Source organism: Pseudomonas fluvialis (assembly GCF_014207935.1).
GTDB classification, from domain to species: domain Bacteria; phylum Pseudomonadota; class Gammaproteobacteria; order Pseudomonadales; family Pseudomonadaceae; genus Aquipseudomonas; species Aquipseudomonas fluvialis_A.
Map to the genome: position 1 here is coordinate 908,065 of NZ_JACHLL010000001.1, position 17,409 is coordinate 925,473.

At 65.1% G+C, this 17,409-nt stretch carries 15 protein-coding genes; 5 read left to right on the forward strand and 10 right to left on the reverse strand.

Going from position 1 to position 17,409, the window contains the following annotated elements; translation table 11 throughout:
- Window positions 1-11 precede the first annotated feature (11 nt).
- The 4 genes from HNP49_RS04180 to HNP49_RS04195 all read left to right on the forward strand — a co-directional run bounded on the left by HNP49_RS04180 (window position 12) and on the right by HNP49_RS04195 (window position 2,844).
- Complete coding sequence (locus tag HNP49_RS04180) at window positions 12-749, forward strand: ABC transporter substrate-binding protein (RefSeq protein ID WP_184680850.1); 738 nt, start codon at window positions 12-14, stop codon at window positions 747-749.
- Window positions 750-840: 91 nt separating this feature from the next.
- Window positions 841-1,323, forward strand: coding sequence for an acyl-CoA thioesterase (locus HNP49_RS04185; RefSeq protein WP_184680852.1), 483 nt, complete (start codon window positions 841-843; stop codon window positions 1,321-1,323).
- 110 nt (window positions 1,324-1,433) lie between these two features.
- Window positions 1,434-1,844: a DUF3301 domain-containing protein gene (locus HNP49_RS04190; RefSeq protein ID WP_184680854.1), complete on the forward strand. Its 411-nt coding sequence runs from the start codon at window positions 1,434-1,436 to the stop codon at window positions 1,842-1,844.
- Window positions 1,845-1,887: 43 nt separating this feature from the next.
- Window positions 1,888-2,844 (forward strand): hypothetical protein, encoded by a 957-nt coding sequence (locus HNP49_RS04195; RefSeq protein WP_184680856.1) that lies wholly within the window; start codon window positions 1,888-1,890, stop codon window positions 2,842-2,844.
- A 5-nt stretch (window positions 2,845-2,849) separates the two neighbouring features.
- Here the strand turns inward: HNP49_RS04195 and HNP49_RS04200 are convergent, their stop codons facing one another.
- Together HNP49_RS04200 and HNP49_RS04205 are read right to left on the reverse strand one after the other, a co-directional pair.
- Window positions 2,850-3,722 carry an alpha/beta fold hydrolase gene (locus tag HNP49_RS04200; RefSeq protein WP_184680858.1) on the reverse strand — a complete coding sequence of 291 codons (873 nt, stop codon included), beginning with the start codon at window positions 3,720-3,722 and terminating at the stop codon, window positions 2,850-2,852.
- 54 nt (window positions 3,723-3,776) lie between these two features.
- Window positions 3,777-4,739 carry a GTP-binding protein gene (locus HNP49_RS04205; protein WP_184680860.1) on the reverse strand — a complete coding sequence of 321 codons (963 nt, stop codon included), beginning with the start codon at window positions 4,737-4,739 and terminating at the stop codon, window positions 3,777-3,779.
- A 123-nt stretch (window positions 4,740-4,862) separates the two neighbouring features.
- Between HNP49_RS04205 and HNP49_RS04210 the strand changes: the two genes are divergently transcribed.
- Window positions 4,863-5,216 (forward strand): NADH:ubiquinone oxidoreductase, encoded by a 354-nt coding sequence (locus tag HNP49_RS04210; RefSeq protein ID WP_184680862.1) that lies wholly within the window; start codon window positions 4,863-4,865, stop codon window positions 5,214-5,216.
- On the opposite strand, the gene HNP49_RS04215 is transcribed toward HNP49_RS04210, so the two are convergent.
- The 8 genes from HNP49_RS04215 to HNP49_RS04250 form a co-directional block, all read right to left on the reverse strand.
- Window positions 5,213-6,859, reverse strand: coding sequence for a cell wall metabolism sensor histidine kinase WalK (locus HNP49_RS04215; RefSeq protein ID WP_184680864.1), 1,647 nt, complete (start codon window positions 6,857-6,859; stop codon window positions 5,213-5,215). The genes HNP49_RS04210 and HNP49_RS04215 overlap by 4 nt on opposite strands.
- Window positions 6,860-6,999: 140 nt before the next feature.
- Entirely contained in the window at window positions 7,000-8,226 is a 1,227-nt protein-coding gene (gene zigA / locus HNP49_RS04220; RefSeq protein ID WP_184680866.1) for a zinc metallochaperone GTPase ZigA, read from the reverse strand.
- Window positions 8,227-8,617: 391 nt separating this feature from the next.
- Window positions 8,618-10,534, reverse strand: a complete 1,917-nt coding sequence (locus tag HNP49_RS04225; RefSeq protein WP_184680868.1) for a DUF2207 domain-containing protein — start codon at window positions 10,532-10,534, stop codon at window positions 8,618-8,620.
- A 1-nt stretch (window position 10,535) separates the two neighbouring features.
- On the reverse strand, window positions 10,536-11,099 hold the full coding sequence (locus HNP49_RS04230) for a LemA family protein (protein WP_221445049.1): 564 nt from the start codon (window positions 11,097-11,099) through the stop codon (window positions 10,536-10,538).
- Window positions 11,100-11,153: 54 nt separating this feature from the next.
- Complete coding sequence (locus HNP49_RS04235) at window positions 11,154-12,383, reverse strand: PepSY domain-containing protein (protein ID WP_184680870.1); 1,230 nt, start codon at window positions 12,381-12,383, stop codon at window positions 11,154-11,156.
- Window positions 12,384-12,453: 70 nt separating this feature from the next.
- The gene (locus tag HNP49_RS04240; protein ID WP_311772063.1) at window positions 12,454-14,514 is read right to left on the reverse strand and encodes a TonB-dependent siderophore receptor; all 2,061 of its coding nucleotides are present in this window, start codon (window positions 14,512-14,514) and stop codon (window positions 12,454-12,456) included.
- Window positions 14,515-14,772: 258 nt separating this feature from the next.
- The gene (gene glmS / locus HNP49_RS04245) at window positions 14,773-16,608 is read right to left on the reverse strand and encodes a glutamine--fructose-6-phosphate transaminase (isomerizing) (RefSeq protein ID WP_184680872.1); all 1,836 of its coding nucleotides are present in this window, start codon (window positions 16,606-16,608) and stop codon (window positions 14,773-14,775) included.
- Window positions 16,609-16,620: 12 nt separating this feature from the next.
- Window positions 16,621-17,391, reverse strand: a complete 771-nt coding sequence (locus HNP49_RS04250) for a DeoR/GlpR family DNA-binding transcription regulator (protein WP_184680874.1) — start codon at window positions 17,389-17,391, stop codon at window positions 16,621-16,623.
- Window positions 17,392-17,409: the final 18 nt, after the last annotated feature.

Sequence of the window (17,409 nt, forward strand, 5' to 3'; positions counted from 1 at the left end):
GGCCGATGCCGATGCTGCGTCCGTGGTGCCTGCTCCTGTTGTTGCTGACCAGCCTATCCGCCACCGCGGAAACCCTGCGCGTGGTGATCGATCAGCACGACTACTACCCGCACTACCGGGTCGACGCCGGGCAATCCGCCACGGGCCTCGGCCCAGAACTGCTGCGCCGCTTCGCCGAGCACGAAGGCTATCAGCTGAGCTTCCTGCCGCTGCCAATCAAGCGGGTTTACCACCAGCTGCGCGCCGACCCGAGTATCGACCTGGCCTACCCGGACAACCCGGACTGGGCGCTGCCACTCAAGCAGGGCCTGCCGCTCTACTACAGCCGCCACAGCCTGCCGGTACTGGATGGCACTCTGGTCAACAGCTCGCGCCTGGGCCTGGGCGAAGCGGCCATCCGCCTGCTCGGCCTGGTGCGTGGCTTCACTCCCGAGGCCTGGCAGGCGCAACTGGCCAGGGGGCAGCTGCAACTGGTCGAAGCCAGTGATCTGAAAGCGCTGATCCAGATGCTGCAACGCGGCCGCATCGATGCCATCTACGCCAACCCCGAAGTGGTCCGCCAGCGCCTGCAACAGATGGGCCTGGCCGCTGACAGCGTGCGTCTCGATCCGGCCCTGCCCAAACTGGTGACTCGATACCACCTGTCCAGCAGCCAGCGCGGCGACCTGCTGGAACGCTTCGATCGCTTCCTCGACGAGCAGCCGCAGCTGCTGCCGACACTGCAGCGGCACTACGGGATAGCCGAGTAGTCTGGTCAGACTCTTGCATACGGGCAACGCCCGAACGCTTGACCCGACGCGCCGCTCGGCGTATCAAGCCCACCCCGCAACGAGGTATCCGATGGACGCTGCCAACCCCGAACTCTCGATGACCGTGCTGATGACCCCGGACATGGCCAACTTTTCCGGCAATGTGCACGGCGGCAACCTGCTCAAGTACCTGGACCAGGTCGCCTATGCCTGCGCCAGCCGCTATGCCGGCTGCTACGTGGTGACCTTGTCGGTGGATCAGGTCAACTTCCGCCAGCCGATCCATGTCGGCGACCTGGTGACCTTCCTCGCCACGGTCAACTACACGGGGCGCAGCTCCATGGAAGTCGGCATCAAAGTGGTCGCCGAAGACATCCACAAGCGTCTGGTGCGCCACACCAACAGCTGCTTCTTCACCATGGTGGCCGTGGACGAACAGGGCAAATCGGTGGCTGTGCCGCCACTGCAGCCGCAGACCGCCGAAGGCAAGCGCCGCTTCGCCCAGGCCCAGCAGCGCCGTGCCCTGCGTCAGGAACTGGAAGCCCGCTACCAGGCGATTGCCGAGCAGCATTGAGGCACGCCGCTGACGCAGGATGGTGCGCCGATGGTCGTTTCCAGCCATCCCGGCTGCGGCTACTGCAGCGCATGGTTTAAGCTGACAGCAAGCCGCTGAGGAACGCCCGCATGTTCAGCCTCGCCGATATGACCCTGGTTATGCTTTTCGTCGCCTGCTGCGCCTGGCTGTGGCGCGGCCACGGCATTCGCGAGCGCGCCCTGCGCCTGGCCCGCCAGCACTGCGCCAAGCTGGATATCGAACTGCTCGACGAGAATGTCGCCCTGCGCGGCCTGCGCCTGCAACGCGACGGACGCGGCCATCTGCGCCTGGCGCGGTTGTACGATTTCGAGTTCACCGTCACCGGCGACCAGCGCCTGCGTGGCAACCTGAGCATGTTCGGCCAGCAGCTCGGACACATCGAGCTGGACGCCCACCCGCACCAAACCACGGCACAGGATAGCGCCAACGTGGTGCATATCGCCGAATGGAAGCGTAGCCACCCGAGCCTGCCGCCCAGGCGTGATGGCAGCGACGGTTGAATCCGACCAGCATGAACCAACCCGCACAGCCATGAACCAGGCCTTGCACGAACCCCTCGCCACCCGTCCCTGGCTGGCCCGCCTGCACCCAGGCCTGTTCGCCATTGCCCTCGGCCTGCTGGCTCTGGATGGAGCCTGGTCGCGCCTCGGCCAACCGCGCCCGGCGCGGCTGCTGATGCTCGCCGGGCTGCTGGTGCTCGGTGTGCTGAGCCTGCTCTGGCTGTTCAAGGCCGCGCGCCACTGGGCGCAGATCAAGCGCGAATTCGTCCACCCGGTGCAGGGTGCGCAACTGGCACTGCTGCCGGTGTCCATCCTGCTGGCGGTCAGTCAGCTGGCGCCGCTGCTGCCGCACTGGTCATCCTGGCTGCTCGCCGCCAGCCTGCTCGCCCTGACCCTGCAGGGCGTGATCGCCTGGCGCATCGTCAGCCAGCTGAGTACCGGGCAGATGCCCGAGGAGCTGATCACCCCGGCGCTGTATCTGCCCATCGTGCCCGGTGGCCTGCTCGGCGCCATGGCGCTGGCCGCCCTGCAGCTGCACGGTTTTGCCATGCTCCTGCTGGGCATGAGCCTGGGCGGCTGGGCACTCCTGGAAATGCGCATCCTCCACCGCCTGTTCGACGGCCCGCTGCCGCTGGCCCTGCGCCCGACCCTGGGCATCGAGATGGCGCCGGCGGCGGTCACCGCGCTCTGCGTGGCCAGCCTGTGGCCGGCGCTGCCGGCCGACTACCTGCTGATCGGCCTGGGCGTGGCCCTCGGCCCGGTGGTGGCCGTGCTGACCCGCTGGCACTGGTGGAGCAGCACGCCCTTCACCTTCGGCTTCTGGTCGTTCTCCTTTCCGCTGGCGGCGCTGGCCTCGGTGATCGTCGAGGTGGTGCTGCGCGGTCACTGGCCGCTGGCGGTGGCCTATACGGCAGTCGCGCTGGTCAGCCTGATCGTCGCCTACCTGAGCGTACGAACCCTGATTCTGCTCCTGCGCGGCCAGTTACTGCCGAGCCTGTAACCGGCTCAGCGCAGCAGGAAGTCACGCACGCGCGCCGCACTGGCGGCCGGAAACTCCTGCATGAAGCAGTGCCCACCGGTCACCACCTGGCCGCTGAAGTTCGGGTTGCTGGCGCAGCAGCGCGCCACCGACTTGGCCACGAAGGGATAGCTGCGCTCGCCATAGAGCACCTGAGTCGGCGTCTGTACCCTGGCCAGGTTCGGCCACAGGCGCCGCGGAAAAGAACCGAAGATTTCCGCCTCGCGGCTCGGCTTGCACTTGAGCGCCACGCCACCTTCCACATCCTTCAGGGCATGCTCGATATAGGCATTGAAGGCCGCCGCATCCCAGCCACGGAACATGCCGCGGTTGTGCAGGGCCTGCCAGGCGCTCGGCCGGTCCGGCCACTCGCGGCGGCGGCCACGGGCTTTCTGCGCCAGGGTATTTCGCTGGCCCAGGCCGACCACATCGGACAACGCCATCACCCCGATCATGGCCGGCGTGAACAGCACCGGATCGAGCAGCACGGCGCGCTGGAACAGCTCGGGGTGGCGCGCCAGGATCAGGCTGGTCAGCACGCCGCCAAAGCTGTGGCCGACGGCGAAACAGGGCACCGCGCCGAATATCCCGCGCCCCGTCTCGAAGGCCTCCACGGCCAGCTCGGCGCTGCGGTTCCAGCCGTGAAAACGCCCGCCGTGATCGCTGTCGCCATGGCCCTGGACATCGCACAGCCACAGGTCGAAATCCTCGGCCAATAGCGCCAGCAGCGGCTCATAGACCCGCCCGCAATAGCCATTGCCATGCAGGAAATGCAGCAGCGGCTTGCCCGATGGCGGCGTGTGCCAGCCACGCAGGGTAAAACCGGCGGAACAGGAGTGGGACCAGGGTTGCAGGTGCATGGCGCGGACCATCGACAGGGAAACCGCGCGCAGTTTAGCAGGCCAGTGCCCGTGCTAGAGCCTGCAAGCCGCCATCGCCGCCCGCAGGACGGCCTCATCCTGGGCCTCGGCGAAGATCAGCTCCAGCCGCGAATCCTTGCGCCATTCACTGCTCTGCCAGTGCAGCGGCGCGCCGTCCAGGGCGTTCGCGGACAGCCAGCCGGCATTGGTCTGCAGCACCAGTTTGGCCCGTCGCCAGCTCAAGGAGCCGAGCCACTGCTGCACATGCAGCAGCTCGAACTGCTGACTGGGATGCCAGCGCCAGCCGATGCTCCAGCCCTCGGCGGCCTGCTGTATCTGGCAGATCGGCTGCTCGGGCGATGTCCAGATCTGCGCCAGCGGCGCCGTCCCGGTTGGCAACGCCAAGCCGTCCCGATGGGCAGCGGCACGCACTTGATAACCCGGCAACTGATCGAACGCCAGCGCTCCCTGGCTGGTCCAGATCAGCGGACGGGGCGGCAGGTCGGCCAGCAGCCGGGAGCGTGCCTCTGCGTCCAGCTGCTCCGCCTTGTTCAACACCAGCAGGCCTGCCCCGGCCAGCGCCGCCTGCTGACTGGCGGGCAGAGGTTCACCGCTGGCCAGCGCCTGGGCATCCAGCACCAGCACGCTGGGCTGCAGCGCCAGCACATCCTCCCAGGGCGCCTCGGCCAGTTGCTGCAGCAGCTCGGCAGGATGGCCAAGCCCGGACGGCTCGATCAGCAGACGGTCGGGCCGGGCCTGGCGCAACAGTCGCGCGAGCCCGACCTGAAACGGCACGCCATTCACGCAGCACAGGCAGCCGCCAGGAATCTCGGCCAGACCGATGCCATCCGCGCCGGTGGTCAGCAGCGCCGCGTCCAGACCGATCTGGCCAAACTCGTTGATCAGCACCGCCCAGCGCTCATCCGCCGGCTTGTGCGCCAGTAGGTGGCGGATCAGGCTGGTCTTGCCCGCGCCCAGCGGGCCGGCAATCAGGTGAGTGGGAATATGGCTGAGCATGACTTCTCTCGGGTGCTGCAAAGCGCCGATTAGGCATCAAGCCTCCCGGCCACTCAAGCGGTGGGTTTTGCCGGAAGCCCGAGCTTGCTAGAGTCGCGCCTTATTTTCTGCGGATTGCTGATCATGCGTATTGTCCTGGCCGCCCTGCTGGCCGGCCTGCCCCTGCTGGCCCAGGCCGAGGCCTGCATCATCCACAGCCAGAGCAACCAGCTGGATGTGAAGCTGTGCCAGGAAAACCGCACCATCCCCCAGCAGCTGTTCCGCAGCGGCTTCTGCGCTCCGCAGCTGAAAGGGCAAAAGGTCGAAGTCAGCTTCGCCCCGCAATGCCCAAACAGCAGCTACGGCGTATGCCGCGGCGCCAAAGTCAGCGGCACGCCCTACCAGCAGGACATCCATTACTACGGCGTGGCCACCGATGCGGCCTACCTCAAGCCCGCCTGCGAGCAGCAGTACAAGGGCGTGTGGATGGCGCGCTAGGCCACCTCGGGCGCCAGTGGCAGTTCGAAGTAAAAGGTACTGCCCACGCCCTCCTGGCTGTCGAACGCCAGTCGTCCCCCCATCCGCTCGATCAGCTGCCGGCTGATCGCCAGACCCAAGCCGGTGCCGCCTTTCTGCCGGGTATCGGTGGAGTCTGCCTGGGAAAAATGCTCGAAGATGCGCGCACGGAAAACCTGCGGAATTCCCGGGCCATGATCGCGCACACTGACCCGTACCCAACCGTCAGCCTGGGTGATGGCCACCTCGACCCGCCCCTGCGGCGGCGAGAACTTGGCGGCATTGGACAGCAGGTTGTTCAACACCTGCTCCAGCCGCAGGCTGTCCACCACCACTGACGCCTCGGCCGGGCTGACCAGCAGCAGCTCCACGGCATGCTGCGCGGCATAGCTCTGGTTATGACGCAGCGCACTCTGCACCAGCGTCAGCAGATCGTGGCGCTGCAGATCAAAGCTCATCTTGCCGGCCAGCAGCTTTTCCATGTCCAGCAGGTCGTTGACCAGCAGGGTCAGCTGCTGGCTGTTCTGCAGGGCAATGCCAACCATCTCGCCCGCCTGCCTGGGCAGCTCGCCCAGCACACCGCCGGCGACCAGACCCAGTGCGCCGCTGATCGAGGTCAGGGGTGTGCGCAACTCATGACTGACGGTGGACACGAACTCGCGCTGCATGCGCGCCAGACGCTGTTCAGCACGGATATCCTCAACCATCGACCAAACCTGGCGCCGCCCCTCGTTGTCAGTCACCAACATGCCCTGCACCCGCACTGGCAGACGCTGCCCATCCCGGCACAGCAGTTCCTTCTCGTAGGGCCCGAAACGCCCCTGCTCGAGCAACTGACGCAGCTGGTCCTGCTCCGACGTTGCATATTCGTGCGGCGTTAGCTGCCAATAGTCTAGGGCGAGGAAGGCCTCGCGGCTGTAGCCGCTCATGTCCAGCAGGGCCTGATTGACCTCCAGGAACCTGCCGTCGGCCACATCGTTGAGGGCAATGCCGATGGGTGACAGCTGGAACAGGCCGCGCAGGCGCGTCTCGCTGTGCTTGAGCGCCTCGGCCTGCTGGCGCAACTGCTGGACCAGCACCGCACCAACATAACCGATGATGCCGCTGAAGGTGCCGAGTACCGCAGCCATGCTGATCCAGGTCGAGGGGTGGGCGCTGTAGGCGGCGTAATCCCGCAGGCTCAGTGGCAAGCCCCAGAAGATCGCCAGCGCGCCAATCAACGTCACCCACAGCAGCAGGAGCAACGTCACCCGCAACCCGGCGCGCGGGCTGAGGAACACCCCGGCGAGAAAGGCCAGAAACAGCAGAAAACCTCGAGAGTCCGCCGCGGGCCCCAGCTGCACAGTAGAGGCTGTGACATACAACAGGAAGCAGGCCGTCAACCCCACCAGCCGCCACTGTATCGAACGCCGCGACCCCAGAAGCGCCAGACCGATCACTCCGAACAGGGCCAGCGCCTGCGCCAGCATGAAGGGCTGAAGACCTATCAGGTAAAGGCGCATCAGCAGAATCAGCACCCCCACGGATGTCAGCAGGGCAATCAGGCTGATCACATTGCTGAACAGACGTTCGCGCAGCGCCTCAAATGACTCATCGCCTACCGGCGGCCTTAGCCACGGCCTCATCGCCACGACCAGAGCAAACGGGGGCCATGCGCAGCGCGGCACGCAAACAGCGGCGGGTAAATCATGCACACACTCCGAAGTGGCCGGGTCGTTACCTTAAGCCTAGGCCACGCACACCGCTGCCGCCTCAGCCGGGCAGATCAGGCCACCTGCTCAGTCCAGGGACCGAAAGGGTCACGAAGCTGCCGCCAGCCTTCGATGCCCATGGCCATTTCCACATCATTCAGCAGGCAGGCATCCAACTCGGCGCGCAGGCGCGCAAAGTCGATGTGCTGGCCGATGAAAACCAGCTCTTGGCGGCAGTCACCGACACCTTCCTGCCACTTACGCCGGATGCCCTGCTGGCTATCGTCATCCTGCGGCCACTGCGCCCTGGGCACGAAGCGCCACCAGCGCCCGGCATAGTCGTAGCGCATCAGCCCGCCGGCCTGCGACCAACTGCCTGCTTCCTCGAACTTGCTGGCCAGCCAGAAGTAACCCTTCGAGCGCAGCAGGCGGCCGTTGACCCACTCGCGGTTGAGAAAAGCGAAGAAGCGCTCGGGGTGGAAGGGCCGGCGCGCCTGGTAGGCGGTCGAGGCGATGCCATATTCCTCGGTCTCCGGCACATGCTCGCCGCGCAGCTCCTTGAGCCAGCCGGGCGCCTGGGAAGCACGGTCAAAATCGAAGCGGCCGGTGTTGAGGATCTTCGCCAGCGGCGCCTGGCCCATGGTTACTGGCACGATCTCGGCCTGGGTGTTCAGACGACGCAGAATGGCGCTCAGCTCCTCGCGCTCGGCGCCGGAGATCAGATCAGTCTTGCTGATGAGGATGACGTCGGCGAACTCCACCTGCTCGATCAGCAGGTCGGTGATCGAGCGCTCGTCTTCCTCACCCAGGGTCTCGCCACGGCTGGCCAGGCTTTCGGCGGCGTGGAAGTCGCGCAGGAAGTTCACCCCGTCGACCACCGTCACCAAGGTGTCCAGGCGCGCCAGGTCGGACAGGCTTTGGCCCTGCTTGTCGCGAAAGGTGAAGGTCTCGGCCACCGGCAGCGGCTCGCTGATGCCGGTGGACTCGATCAGCAGGTAGTCAAAGCGACCATCGCGGGCCAACCGCGCCACTTCCTCCAGCAGGTCTTCGCGCAGGGTGCAGCAGATACAGCCATTGCTCATCTCCACCAGCTTCTCGTCGGCGCGGTTGAGGCTGACGTCGCGCTGCACCTCGCTGCCGTCGATATTGATTTCACTCATGTCGTTGACGATCAGCGCCACGCGCAGACCTTCGCGGTTTCTCAGCACATGGTTGAGCAAGGTGCTCTTGCCGGCACCGAGAAAGCCGGACAGCACGGTGACGGGGAGGCGTGAATCGAGCACTGGGGGAATAGCGGGCATGGCCTTGATCTCTCGGGATGGCTGATATTTATTGTTATAACATAACATTATCCGCAATCATAAAACGCCATTCTCTTTCACCGGAGAGCCCAGCCAACGGCTTGCAGGCCCCAGCGCCCGCTTCCGGCTTACCGTTGAGCAACGCTGCCAAGCATAGGTAGCAGGCAGTCGATGGGCCCGCCTAACAGAAGGCCGAACAGTCGAATGACACGGGGGTTTCACGTGGAACGGCCGCTACCATCTGCGCTGGCAGCGCCGGATCAGACGAACCGGGCGGCCAAGGTTATGCGGATAATTTCTGGCTAAAATTCATGAAAATGCTGACATCTTTCATGAAAAAGACTGTCGATGAGCATTCCTCGACAGCCCGTGCAGTGCATCGACAACAGGCCTACCAGCCACCGCCGCCACCGCCGCCACTGCCACCACCGGATGAGCCGCCACCCGAGGAGCCGCTGGACGACGATGAGCTGGCCGGCGGGGCCGCCGCACTGGCGGTGGCACTGACCAGACTGCTCGAGAGCGCCGTGCTAAGTGCCTGCGGCGAGCTGAAGGCGCTGCGCGCGCGGTACCAGTCCGGCTGATAGTCACGCTGGTTCTGGTCGATCAGGCCGCTTTGCAGGGCGGCACTGAAGCGCGCACTCCATTGCTCCTCAACCCCTAGCGCCATGGCATAGGGCAGGTGCTGCTCGTACAGGGCGATACTCATGGCCGGCGCGTCGGCCGCCCGCGCCAGCACATCGCTCTCGGCCAGGCTGAGGTATTCACGGTAGCCCTCGGCCTCGTCGAGCAAACGGCGACCCTCGACCGTGGGCGCTTCCAGCCAGAAGAAGAAACCGATCACCAGTGCCAGAAGACCGGCCAGTATCACCAGTAGCAACGGCGAACTGGCCGATACCAGCAGACCCAGGCCGATACAGGCAGCCAGCAGGAACATGCCGCCGCCGAACAGCAGTGGTATCCGCGTGCCCCAACTGCTTTCGCCGATCGCCAGCTTGGCCAGCAGCCCTCCCGGCAGACCGAAACCGAAGGTGAACAGCAGGCCGCCGATGGCCATGCCCAGATCATCGCCTGGAGCAACGCCCAGCAGCACGCTGCCGAGAATGCCGATGATCGCCAGCACCAGACCGCGCGCCCAGGCTCCGCGATTGCGGCTGAACCACAGCGCCCCCTCGGTATCCAGGCGATCGCACAGGCGCTTGTGCGCCTCGGCCAGCTTCGGCTCATAGCTGCTGCCCAGGGTCAGCGTCTTGCTCTGCGCGCCGCTGGGAAACAGCAGGCGCAGTGGCTCCACTTCTGCCGGCTGCAGATCGTCGCGTGGCTGACTGCCGGGCTTGAGCAGAAAGCCGTCGGCGCGCGGCCGATCCTCCAGGCGCACATGGCCGCGAATGGCCCAGTCGGTGAAACAGATGCCCAGCGCCTTGGCTTCATCCAGAGCGCCACGCGTCCACAGGTAGGCGACATCCGACGGCAGCAGCCCCTTCGGCGCGACAAAGCGCGGGATCAGGATGCCCTTGTGCGGATCACGACCAACCCTGCGCCAGGTCTGCCAGTAGTAGCCCAGGGTAGTCAGCAACAGAGCCAGGCCAAAGCTCAGACCGGCGTTGTCGAACAGCACGCGCAGAAAGCGCTGACCCGCCCCCGGCCGCTCGATCACACCCGCCGGCCAGGCCACGGCCACCGTCAGCCCCTGGTAGGCCTCCAGCGGCGCGGTGGTGCGCAGGCGCAGGCGATTGTCGCTCTGCTCCAGCACTTCGTAGTCCTGGCCGCGCGAGCCATTGCCACCGGTGTAGCCGGCCAGCGCGGCAATGCGCGCACCGGTGGGCAGGCTCAGGTCGAGGGAGGCCTGCTGGATAGGGAAACTCCAGCCATTACCGGTGACATTCCAGTACAGCTCGTCAGCGCCCGGGCGGGCAATCAGCTGCGGGTCGACGCGGTAGCGCAGTTCGTAGGTGTAACGCCCAGGCTCCAGCAGGATGTTCGGCGAGCCCAGGTAGAAGCGCTGGAAGGCGCCCTGGCGCTCGCGTTTGACCGACTCAGGCCGGCCGTTGCGGGTGGCGCTGAGTTTGTCGATCGGCGTCTGCCGCACCAGTCCCCAGGGCAGGCTGTAGCGCACCGGAATATCGCGGTAGATGCCCCGGCGGATCTCACGCCCCTCGGCCTGCACGGTGATCCGTTCGGTCACCGTCAGCATGCCGTCACGGCCGAGGCCGAGTTCGACGGCAAAATCCTCGATCACCTCGGCCGCCGACAACCCCAGCGGCCACAGGCACAGACTGAGCAACAGTACTCGCCAGCATCCTTGCATCTCAGAACTCCAGTTTGGGGGACTGCCCTTCCTCGGGCGCCGCCAGGGCAAAGTACTCGGCCGGGGCGAAGTTGAACAGCCACGCCAGCAGGTTGCTCGGGGCCGACTCGACCAGCACGTTGAGCTCGCGCACCGCGCCGTTGTAATAGCGGCGCGCCATCTGGATATGCTCCTCGCACTCGCTGATGGCTTGTTGCAGTTCGAGGAACTGGCCATCGGCCTTGAGCTCCGGGTAGCCCTCGACCAGGGCGAACAGCTGGCGCAGGCTGCCGGACAGCTGTGCCTCCACCGGCGCCCGCGCCGCCAGGGCCGCTTCGCCCAGCTCCAGCGCACGGCTGCGTTCGCTCACCAGCGCCTGCAGCGTGCCCTGCTCATGGGCCATGTACTGGCGCACGCAACCGACCAGCGCCGGAATCAGGCTGGAACGGCGCTTGAGCTGCACATCCACGCCGCTGCTGGCCTCGGCCACCCGCTGGCGGTTGAACACCAGGCGGTTGTAGACCCACACGCCCCAACCCAGCAGTGCCACGCCGCTGAGCAGCACAATCAGCGTTCCCTGACCCATCCCGCCACCCTCGTCCTGTGCCGCCCGGAATGGCCGACACGCAGGACGACAAGGCTACTGCATCAACGCGTCGCCTGGCGTGACTGGCTGCGCTTTGCCGGCACGCTGGCGCGCCGCCACCCGCCCGGCGCGCTTGCGCAGCCAGATAAGAATGCCGGTCAGCGACAGCGTGGCGACCGCCAGGCCCAGCAGCGACACCAGGATGCGCCCCGGCAGGCCGAGGATGCGCCCGGAATGCAGAGGGAACTGCGCCTGCATGAACACATCCCCGGCACTGCCGCGACCGGGGATATCGGCCGACAGCAATTGCCCGTTCTGTGCGTCGATGGTCAGCCAGGGATTGCCCAGCCCGCCATCGCCGTGATCGGCACCGGCGGCAAAGAATCCGATGCCATAGAGGCCGAACTCCGCCGAGTAATAGATGCCACCGGGCGGCGCCTGAATACCACGCTGCCGGGCCTCGGCCTGCGCCCTGGCAATCGCCTCGGCGCGCGTCAGCCTGGGTTCGACGGCCTCGGCCAGGGTGGTCGGGGTGCGCTGCTCGAAGGGGCTCGGGGTCAGCGGCGAGAACAGGTTGACCAGCGGCCGGGTCACCTGGAACGGCAGGTTCATCGACACCGAAGTCACCGCGAGGGTCAGTAGCAAGGCCCAGATCCACACCCCGCCGGAACGGTGCAGGTCAAAGGTCAGCTTGTGCCCACCCTGCTTCCAGCGAAATTCAAACGACTTGCGCCAGGTCCGCCGTGACGGAAAGGATATCCACAGGGCGATGAAGCAGTCGAACACCCAGACCAGGGCGACGATACCGAGCAGCAGCACACCCAGCTCGACGCCAAAGCCATCCGGCAGATGCAGGGTGTAGTGCAGCTTGTAGAGAAACGGCATGAGGTTTTCCCGCGCCAGGCTGATCTCGCCCCACAGCCGTGATCCCACCACCTCGCCACTGCGCGGATCCAGCGCTACCTGGTCAAAGTCCAGGCTGGGCAATTGCCCCTGGGCATCCCGGCGTGGCTCGACCACCACCCCCAGGTTATGCCCCTCCTCCAGGTGCAGCGGCAGGTAGCTGACACGCAGACGGGTGTCGCCGGCCTCCAGACGATCGGCCAGCTGCAGCGGCTTGAGCGGTGGCTGAGTGGACGGCTGGGCATGGAACAGCTGCGGGTTGAGCCATTCATCCAGCTCGTGATCCCAGGCAATCAGCGCGCCCGTCAGGCCGCTGACAAACAGAAACAGGGCCATGAACAGGCCCAGCCAACGGTGCAACTTGACCCAGATGCTGCGCATGCAGGGCTTCCTCCACTCATGACAACGCCGCCCGACCGCGTGCGGCAGGGCGGCGACTGCCTTCAGCTCATCAGTAGTTCCAGCTGACACTCATGCTGGCGTTGCGCGGCGCGCCGTAATAGGCCTGATCCCAGTACAGGCTGGCCCAGTACTTCTCGTCGGTGACGTTGTTCAGGTTGGCGGCCACCGTCCAGTTCGGATCGATTTCGTAGCTGGCCATCAGGTTGAGCAGGCCATAGGCATCCTGCTCGACGCTGGCGTTCTCGGTCTGGCTCTGCCAGTTGTAGCTGGCCCCCACCTTGGCCTTGGGCAGCTGTGGCAGGCGGTAGGTCGCCGAACTGCGCAGCAGGTGCTTGGGCGCATAGGCGCGAGCATGCTGGTTCTGCTCATCGGTGATATCGACAAAGGTGTAGCCGGCACTGGCCTGCAACCCCGGCAACAGCTCGCCGGACAGCTCGGCTTCCCAGCCCTGGCTCTCGATGCCCTGCAGGGCGCGGTAGTAGGCCTGGCCGCCGTTGTAGCCGACCAGCTCGGCAAGGTTGTCCTGCTTGGTCTGGAACATGGCCAGGGTCAGCTCCGCCGACTCGAACAGGGAAGCCTTGACGCCGACCTCGTAGTTCTCGCCCTGCAGCGCCTCCAAGCGATTGCCAGCTTGGTCCAGTTGGGTCTGCGGATTGAAGATTTCGGTGTAGCTGGCGTACAGCGTGTAATCGTCGCTGAGGTCGTAGGTCAGGCCGGCATAGGGCACGGTCTTGCCGTTGTACTGCGTGGACTTGCTCTTGCCGTAGCTGGTGCCCTGGTTGTCGACATCGATGACCCGCGCGCCGGTAATCAGCTTGAGGTCATCCATCAGGCTCCAGCGCGCCGCGCTGTAGGCACTCTTCTGCTTGTCGGTGAACTCGCTGCCGTCAACGCGCGCATCGAACGATGGCATCAGGTAATTGCCATCCCACTCTTCCAGCGGTGGCAACGCCGTGCCAATGCCTTGACCGTAATGGGAAAGGTCTTGCAGTTCGGATTTCGACCAGCTGCCGCCCACCACCAGTTCGTGCTCGCGGCCTGCCAGGCTGAAGGGGCCCGAGGCATAGACATCGGCAATGTGCTGGGTGTTCTTGGCTTCATAAAGCGACGGATAGCTGAACAGTCCCAGCCCCGTATCGGGAGCCGGGCTGCCGTACATGTAGAACAGGCGACCATCGTTCTTCAGCTCGGCGCGGGTCAGCACGCCCTTGAGCTCCCAGTCGGCGCCCAGTTGCTGGGTCAGTTCGGCGAAGGTGCGGTTCTCCTGGTTGTTCCAGTAGGCCCAGTCCGAAGAGGTGTTGGTCGAGCGCGAGTAGTCGGTCTCACTGCCATCGCTGTAGGCGGTCGGCAGGGCACCCCACAGCGGGCTGTCGGCATCGCTCTTCTGCAGCGAGTGGCCAAGCGTAAACAGCGTGGTGTCGGTCAGGTCCATCTCCACCACACCGAGGAACACGTTCTTCTCGCGGCCGTAGCGGTCCAGGTAGGAGTTCTTGTTCTCGTTGGCGTACACCACACGGCCGCGCACATTGCCGGACTCGGTCAGCGCGCCGGATAGATCGGTGTCGAGCCGGCGCATGTCCCAGGAGCCGGCCGTCAGGGCCACCCGGGCCTCGGTCTCGGCGGTCGGTCGCTTGCGCACGAAGTTCACCGTGGCAGACGGGTTGCCGATGCCGGTCATCAGCCCGTTGGCGCCGCGCAGCACCTCGATGCGCTCGAACAGCGCGGTGTCCAGATCGCCGGCCTGGCTGCCGTAGATGAAGGGAACGCCGACACCGTCGAACTGGAAGTTGGTGATATCGAAACCACGGGCGGTGTAGTAGGTGCGATCGGTCTCGACCTCTTCCACATTGACCCCGGTGGTGTTCTCCAGCACGTCGTTGACGCTGTTGAGCTGGAAGTCATCGATCCGCGCGCGGGTGATGGTACTGACTGACTGCGGAGTTTCCTTGGGCGCCAGATTGAGCTTGGTTGCCGCACTGCTGTTCTGCGCCTGGTAGCTATCGGCCTCGCTGGCTTCCTGCTCCTGCACCATGATCGGCTGAAGCTCCTCGACCACCTGCTGCTGCGCCTGCAGACAGCCGCTGGCGCTTAACGCCAACAGCGAGGCCACGCCCCGCACCACTCGACTCTTGCCCTGTTTCCCCCGCACTCCCCCTTGCTGCAATCCACGACCTGGCCTCTGCCAGGACGGCCATTGGCACGACCGGAAAACCCGATCAATCAGGATTAATTATCATTTACAGCAATAAGGGATGCAAGTTATTGCGAGTGATTTACATTAACTTCTTATCTGGGTCGTGCTCCTTCGACTGACGGAGCCAGCCATCGCAGCTGCCCCCGGCTACCGCATGGTTCGTAACCACGGCGCTTATTCGACAGTCACGCTCTTGGCCAGGTTACGCGGCTGGTCGACGTCGGTGCCCTTGAGCACGGCGACGTGGTACGACAGCAGCTGCAGCGGCAGGGTGTAGAGAATCGGTGCCAGCAGTTCGTGGGCATGCGGCATGTTCACCACCAGGGTGCCCTCGCCGTTCTCCATACGCGCCTCTTCATCGGCAAACACTATCAGTTGACCGCCACGGGCACGGACTTCCTGCAGGTTGGATTTGAGCTTTTCCAACAGCTCGTTGTTCGGCGCCACGGTGACCACCGGCATGTCGCTGTCGACCAGGGCCAGCGGGCCATGCTTGAGTTCACCGGCCGGATAGGCTTCAGCGTGGATGTAGGAAATTTCCTTGAGCTTGAGCGCCCCTTCCATCGCCACCGGGTACTGCTCGCCACGGCCGAGGAACAGGGTGTGGTGCTTCTCGGCAAACAGCTCGGCGACCTTCTCGATCTGACGATCCATGCCGAGTGCCTGCTCCAGCAGGTTCGGCAGACCGCGCAGGGCCTGCACCGCCTGCGCTTCGACTGCCGCATCCAGAGTGCCGCGGGCGCGCCCGAGGGCCAGGGTCAGCAGCAGCAGACCGACCAGTTGGGTGGTGAAGGCCTTGGTCGAGGCCACGCCGATTTCCGGGCCGGCACGCGTCAGCAGGGTCAGGTCGGATTCGCGCACCAGCGAGCTGGTGCCGACGTTGCAGATCGCCAGGCTGGCCAAGTAGCCGCTGTCCTTGGCATTGCGCAGGGCGGCCAGGGTGTCGGCGGTTTCACCGGACTGGGAAATGCTGACAAACAGCGAACCGGGTTGCACGGCCACCTTGCGGTAGCGGAATTCGCTGGCGACTTCGACCTGACAGGGAATGCCGGTCAGGCTCTCCAGCCAGTAGCGCGCCACCATGCCGGCGTGGTAGCTAGTGCCACAGGCGACAATCTGTACGTTGCGCACCTGGCTGAACAGCTCGGCGGCCTGCGGGCCGAAGGCCTGAATCAGCACATGGTCGGCGGCCAGGCGATCTTCCAGGGTGCGCTGCACGACCTTGGGCTGCTCGTGGATTTCCTTGAGCATGAAGTGACGGTAGGCGCCCTTCTCGGCGGCCTCGGCGCTTTCCTTGTAGTGCACCGTTTCACGCTGTACCGGTTGGCCGGCCTGATCCCAGATCTGCAGGCTGTCGCGGCGGATCTCGGCGATATCGCCTTCTTCCAGGTAGATGAAGCGGTCGGTGACCTGGCGCAGGGCCAGCGGATCGGAAGCCAGGAAGTTCTCGCCAATGCCCAGACCGATCACCAAGGGACTACCGCTACGGGCCGCGAGAATGCGATCCGGCTGCTTGGCGCTGATCACGGCCAGGCCGTAGGCGCCATGCAGCTGCTGGACGGCCGCCTTGAGTGCATCGCCCAGATCGGCATGGGTTTTCTGCAGGTGATGCAGCAGGTGCACGATGGTTTCGGTATCGGTCTGAGAGCTGAACACATAGCCCAGGCCCTGCAGGCGTGCGCGCAGTTCTTCATGGTTCTCGATGATGCCGTTATGCACCACGGCAAGATCATTGGCGGAAAAATGCGGGTGGGCATTGGCCTCGGTCGGCGCACCGTGGGTGGCCCAGCGGGTGTGAGCGATGCCCAGGCGACCGACCAGCGGCGCGGCCGTCAGCGCCTGCTCCAGCTCGGCTACCTTGCCGATACGCCGGCATCGCTGCAGCTGCTGGTTATCGGTAAATACCGCCACACCGGCGCTGTCGTAGCCACGGTATTCCAGACGTTTCAGGCCTTCGATCAGAATCGCGCTGATCTGCCGCTCGGCAATGGCGCCAACGATGCCACACATAGGCAATGCTCCTTAAGCAGTCGGACTGGCGAGGATCACCCGGATTCCTCGCGCGACCAGTTGTTCCTGCGCTGCCTCGGGCAGACGCGTATCGGTAATCAGGGTGTGGATGCTGCTCCAGGGCAGCTCCAGATTGGGCATCTTGCGCCCGAGCTTGTCGCTCTCGGCCAGGACGATGACTTCGCGCGCCACCTCAGCCATGACCCGTGACAGGCCCAGCAGTTCATTAAAGGTGGTGGTGCCCCGCTCAGGATCGAGCCCGGCGGCGCCAATGAACAGCTGATCGAAATCGTAGGAACGCAGCACCTGTTCGGCCACCTGGCCCTGGAAGGATTCCGAGTGCGGATCCCAGGTGCCACCGGTCATCAGCAGCACCGGCTCATGCTCCAGCTCGCGCAGGGCATTGGCCACGTTCAGCGAATTGGTCATCACCACCAGACCGGGCTTGTGCCCCAGCTGCGGGATCATCGCCGCCGTGGTGCTGCCACTGTCGATGATCACCCGTGCGTGTTCGCGAATCAGCTGTACTGCCGCCTTGGCAATCGCCAGCTTGTACGGCGACAAGGGTTGCGCCGGCTCGCCAATCAGTTCCTGCGGCATCGATTGCGCGCCACCATAGCGGCGCAGCAGCAGGCCGTTTTTCTCCAGCTCGGCAAGATCCTTGCGAATGGTCACTTCCGACGTGGCAAACGCCTTGGCCAGCGCATCGACACTCACCTCGCCCTGCTCATTGAGCAAGGCAAGGATGGCATGGCGACGTTGTGGCGTGTTGCGTTTCGACATCTAAAAGTTTCGATTCGA

Bases quoted from the DNA above. Each gene is read 5' to 3' on its own strand.
- glmS (WP_184680872.1), bottom strand. From the start codon at position 16,608: ATGTGTGGCATCGTTGGCGCCATTGCCGAGCGGCAGATCAGCGCGATT.
- HNP49_RS04200 (WP_184680858.1), bottom strand. From the start codon at position 3,722: ATGCACCTGCAACCCTGGTCCCACTCCTGTTCCGCCGGTTTTACCCTG.
- HNP49_RS04230 (WP_221445049.1), bottom strand. From the start codon at position 11,099: ATGGGTCAGGGAACGCTGATTGTGCTGCTCAGCGGCGTGGCACTGCTG.
- HNP49_RS04205 (WP_184680860.1), bottom strand. From the start codon at position 4,739: ATGCTCAGCCATATTCCCACTCACCTGATTGCCGGCCCGCTGGGCGCG.
- HNP49_RS04250 (WP_184680874.1), bottom strand. From the start codon at position 17,391: ATGTCGAAACGCAACACGCCACAACGTCGCCATGCCATCCTTGCCTTG.
- zigA (WP_184680866.1), bottom strand. From the start codon at position 8,226: ATGCCCGCTATTCCCCCAGTGCTCGATTCACGCCTCCCCGTCACCGTG.
- HNP49_RS04185 (WP_184680852.1), top strand. From the start codon at position 841: ATGGACGCTGCCAACCCCGAACTCTCGATGACCGTGCTGATGACCCCG.
- HNP49_RS04225 (WP_184680868.1), bottom strand. From the start codon at position 10,534: ATGCAAGGATGCTGGCGAGTACTGTTGCTCAGTCTGTGCCTGTGGCCG.
- HNP49_RS04180 (WP_184680850.1), top strand. From the start codon at position 12: ATGCTGCGTCCGTGGTGCCTGCTCCTGTTGTTGCTGACCAGCCTATCC.
- HNP49_RS04190 (WP_184680854.1), top strand. From the start codon at position 1,434: ATGTTCAGCCTCGCCGATATGACCCTGGTTATGCTTTTCGTCGCCTGC.
- HNP49_RS04210 (WP_184680862.1), top strand. From the start codon at position 4,863: ATGCGTATTGTCCTGGCCGCCCTGCTGGCCGGCCTGCCCCTGCTGGCC.
- HNP49_RS04215 (WP_184680864.1), bottom strand. From the start codon at position 6,859: ATGAGGCCGTGGCTAAGGCCGCCGGTAGGCGATGAGTCATTTGAGGCG.
- HNP49_RS04235 (WP_184680870.1), bottom strand. From the start codon at position 12,383: ATGCGCAGCATCTGGGTCAAGTTGCACCGTTGGCTGGGCCTGTTCATG.